The following is a 3,685-nucleotide window of genomic DNA, read 5'->3' as shown; positions in this document are numbered from 1 at the left end:
GGCGTGCGGGGCCATGGATGGCCCCTCACGCCGGGCCCCCGGAGCAACGATGGAGCGAGGGAAACGCAGTAACAGCCGAAGGCTGGTCACCCGGCGAAGCCGGGCCGGATGCAGGGGCAAGCGTTCTTGGTTACTTCTTTGTGGTGCGGCATCCCGACGTTTGAAAGAAGTGACTCGCCGGGGGGCGAAACAGGGACTCATCGCCCGCTCGATAAGCAGCTTGGCTCAGGAGCTTCTAGCAACACTTAACGCAGACATAGCCAATTCACTCGCCAAGCAGGCCAAAGGACTGCCCCGCTGGCTTGCAGGGGGACACTGCGTGTCCCTTGGCGAATGAATTCGCCCCTACAAGAACGAGACAGGCCGAAGCAGGCTCAGCGCCTTACCGGCCGCTTCTGCAACTTGCGCTGCAAGGTGCGCCGATGCATGCCCAGGGCGCGGGCAGTGGCGGAAATATTGCCATCGTGCTCGGCCAGCACCCGCTGGATGTGCTCCCACTGCAGGCGGTCCACCGACATGGGGTTTTCCGGCACCAGGCTGTCCAGGTCGGCATGCTCGGAGAGCAGCGCAGTGAGGACGTCGTCGGCGTCGGCCGGCTTGCACAGGTAGTTGGTGGCGCCGCGCTTGATGGCTTCCACCGCGGTGGCGATGCTCGAATAGCCGGTGAGGATCACCACGCGCATCTCCGGATCCAGTTCCAGCAGCTTGGGCAGCAGCACCAGGCCGGAATCGCCGTCCATCTTCAGGTCCAGCACGGCATAGTCCGGCAGGTCGTCCTTGGCCATCAACAGGCCTTCCTCGGCGGAGCCGGCGACCGATACCCGCAAACCGCGACGCGTCATGGCCCGCGCCATGACGCGGGTGAAGGTGGCGTCGTCATCCACCAGCAGCAGGTGGGGCTGTTCTTCGCCTTCGATCAGGGGTTCGTCAGTCATCTCGCTTCCTCTTCGTCAAGGCAGTCAGGCGACGCCGTAGGCACGCGGCAGGCGCAACTCGGTCAAGGTGCCGCCTTCTTCATGGTTATAGAGTTTAACCGTACCACCGGCACGGGTGACGCTGGCCTGGCTCAGGAACAGCCCGAGGCCGAAACCCTTGCCCTTGGTGGTGAAGAAGGGCCGGCCCAGTTGTTCGGCGATGGCCAGGGGCACGCCGGCACCGTGGTCGCGAATGGTCAGCACCATCCACTGGTGATCCCAGTTGACGCGGATGTCGAGCTTCTCCGGGCAGGCGTCGGCGGCGTTGTTCAACAGGTTGAGCAGGGCCTGGGTCAGGTCCGCCGGGGGTTTCAGCCGGGGGGCCACGCCAAGGCCCATGCACTGGTAGCGGTAGGTGGCTTCCGGGCGCATCAGGTGCCAGCGGTTGAGGGTGACTTCCAGCCACTCGATCACCGACTGCTCCACGACCGCCTGGCGGCGGTCCGCCTCGGCGGCACGCACCAGCTGCTGCAGGGTGTCCTTGCAGAGCATCACCTGCTCCTGCAGCAGGGCCAGGTCATCCTGCAGGCCGGGCTGGTCGCCGTGCTCCTGGCGCAGCTCCTTGAGCAGCACGCTCATGGTCGCCAGGGGCGTGCCCAGCTCGTGGGCGGCGCCGGCAGCCTGGGTCGCCACGGCCAGCAGCTGCTGGTCGCGCATGCTTTCCTCGCGGCGCACCGCCTGCAACTGGTCCTGGCGACGCAGCTCCTCGGCCATCCGCGCCACGAAGAAGGTGATCAGCGCCGCCGCCAGGGCGAAGCTCAGCCACATGCCGTAGATAAGCAGCGACTCGCGCTGGCCGGTAGGCATTTCCAACGGATGGAACAGCACCAGCAGCAGGGTGTAGGCCGCCAGCGCCAGGCCCGCCAGGGTGAGCGTATAGAGCCAGGGCAAGGTGGCCGCGGCGATGGTCAGCGGCACCAGGTAATAGGACACGAAGGGGTTGGTGGAGCCCCCGGAGAAGTACAACAGCACGCTGTGGATGATCAGGTCGAAGCCCAGCTGGACCGAGTACTCCAGCTCGGTCACCGGCCAGGGCCCGCGCAGGCGCGCCGCAGTCGCCAGGCAAAGCACCAGCGACACGCCGAGCGTGATACTCAGGGCCAGCCAGGGCAGGGGCAGCAGTTGGGCCTTGTAGGCCAGGCCGACCGAGCCGGCCTGGGCGGCGAGGACGAGGATACGGATAAGGGTCAGCCGCAGCAGGTTCTGGCGGCTGCCGGACAGCAGTTGTACGGGTTCGAGCATGGTCACTCCCTGGAATCGCCGGAGTATAACCAAGGCCGCTACCGGCCCGCTCCCATGCGGCAACTCGCCGCAGTGGAGATGGTCGGTGGATGCGAACGATCCTGTGGGGGCGAATTCATTCGCAAAGGGACGCGCAGCGTCCCCCTTCCTGGCATCTGGGCAGGCCTGCGGCCTGCATAGCGAATAAATTCGCCCCCACAAGGTTCCCAGCCCTGCCACTCTGGAACATCCGTCCCGAAATCCGGTCAATTGCCGCGGTTAACCCGAATGGCCGCCTACCCTCGTCCAATACGGGGAATGACCGCGCAATCCGCGCGGATGCCTGTCCCACAAGGAGTCGTCATGCCCAAGTTCACCCGCCTCGCCGCCGCCCTCGCCCTGTGCGCCGCCAGCCTCGGCAGCCTTACGGCCCGGGCCGCGGAGGAAGTCCACTACAACCAGGTGGCGGTGCGCGCCGAGGTCAGCCAGGAAGTGGCCCACGATCTGATGCACGTCACCCTCTACAGCGAGTCGCAGAACCTCGACCCGGCCAAGCTGGCCGACGAGATCACCCGCACGCTCAATGGCGCCGTCGAGAAAGCGCGCAAGGCCAAGGGCGTCACCGTCAGCCTGGGCAGCCGCAACAGCTACCCGGTGTACGACGACAAGGGCCAGAAGATCACTGCCTGGCGCGAGCGCGCCGAACTGCGCCTGGAAAGCGCCGACTTCGCCACCCTCTCCCAGCTCAGCGCCGACATGCTGGGCCAGCTGAAGATGGCCGGGATGAACTTCAGCATCGCCGAGAAGACCCGCAAGACCCACGAGGACGACCTGCTCAAGCAGGCCGTGGACGCCTTCAAGGCCCGCGCCCAGCTGGCCACCGACGCCCTCGGCGGCAAGAGCTACAAGCTGGTCAACCTGAGCCTGAACAGCGCCGGCTTCCAACCGCCGCAGCCGATCATGATGCGCGCCATGGCCGCCAAGGGTTACGCCGATGCCGCCGCCGTGCCGGAGATCGAAGCCGGCACCAGCCGCGTCAGCGTCAGCGCCGACGGCACCATCGAAGTGCAGATGCCCTGACCTGAACCGGGCGCCGCGCCGCGGCGGCGCGGCGCCCGCCTTCCTGCCGCGGTCGCGCTTCGCAGAGTTGCGACGCGCCCTTACAGCTTTATTCCGCCTACTACACTCATCCCTATCGAGCTACTGTTTCGGGCATATGCCCTGCATGGCTTCGCGCAAGTCCCCCACAAGGGGTCCCTCACGATGACAAACAAAACAGACATGAGGTCAACATGCGTAAAAACGCCGTCATCCAGGCACTTCTCGCCGCAGGGCTGATCGCCAGCGCACCCTTCGCCAGCGCCGCGAGCAACCTGGTGTTCTGCTCCGAAGGCAGCCCCGCCGGCTTCGACCCGGGCCAATACACCACCGGCACCGACTTCGATGCCACCGCGGAAACCATCTTCAACCGCCTGACCCAGTTCGAGCGT

General features: G+C 66.1%; 3 protein-coding genes and 1 pseudogene. 2 read left to right on the top strand and 2 right to left on the bottom strand.

Features of this window, described 5'->3' with window-relative positions:
- Positions 1-374 precede the first annotated feature (374 nt).
- Both ACFPU0_RS20310 and ACFPU0_RS20305 read right to left on the bottom strand, forming a co-directional pair.
- Positions 375-935 carry a response regulator transcription factor gene (locus ACFPU0_RS20310; protein ID WP_151131928.1) on the bottom strand — a complete coding sequence of 187 codons (561 nt, stop codon included), beginning with the start codon at positions 933-935 and terminating at the stop codon, positions 375-377.
- 24 nt (positions 936-959) lie between these two features.
- On the bottom strand, positions 960-2,216 hold the full coding sequence (locus tag ACFPU0_RS20305; RefSeq protein ID WP_377695077.1) for an ATP-binding protein: 1,257 nt from the start codon (positions 2,214-2,216) through the stop codon (positions 960-962).
- Between the two features lie 342 nt (positions 2,217-2,558).
- Between ACFPU0_RS20305 and ACFPU0_RS20300 the strand changes: the two genes are divergently transcribed.
- Both ACFPU0_RS20300 and ACFPU0_RS20295 read left to right on the top strand, forming a co-directional pair.
- Positions 2,559-3,275 (top strand): SIMPL domain-containing protein, encoded by a 717-nt coding sequence (locus ACFPU0_RS20300; protein WP_377695076.1) that lies wholly within the window; start codon positions 2,559-2,561, stop codon positions 3,273-3,275.
- Between the two features lie 212 nt (positions 3,276-3,487).
- Positions 3,488-3,685, top strand: a pseudogene (locus ACFPU0_RS20295) (ABC transporter substrate-binding protein); the annotation flags it as partial.

It is taken from the genome of Pseudomonas sp. GCM10022186, assembly GCF_042656385.1.
Lineage (GTDB): Bacteria > Pseudomonadota > Gammaproteobacteria > Pseudomonadales > Pseudomonadaceae > Metapseudomonas.
The sequence above is the reverse complement of the archived record's forward strand: the minus strand, read 5'-3'. Positions and strand labels throughout refer to the sequence as shown.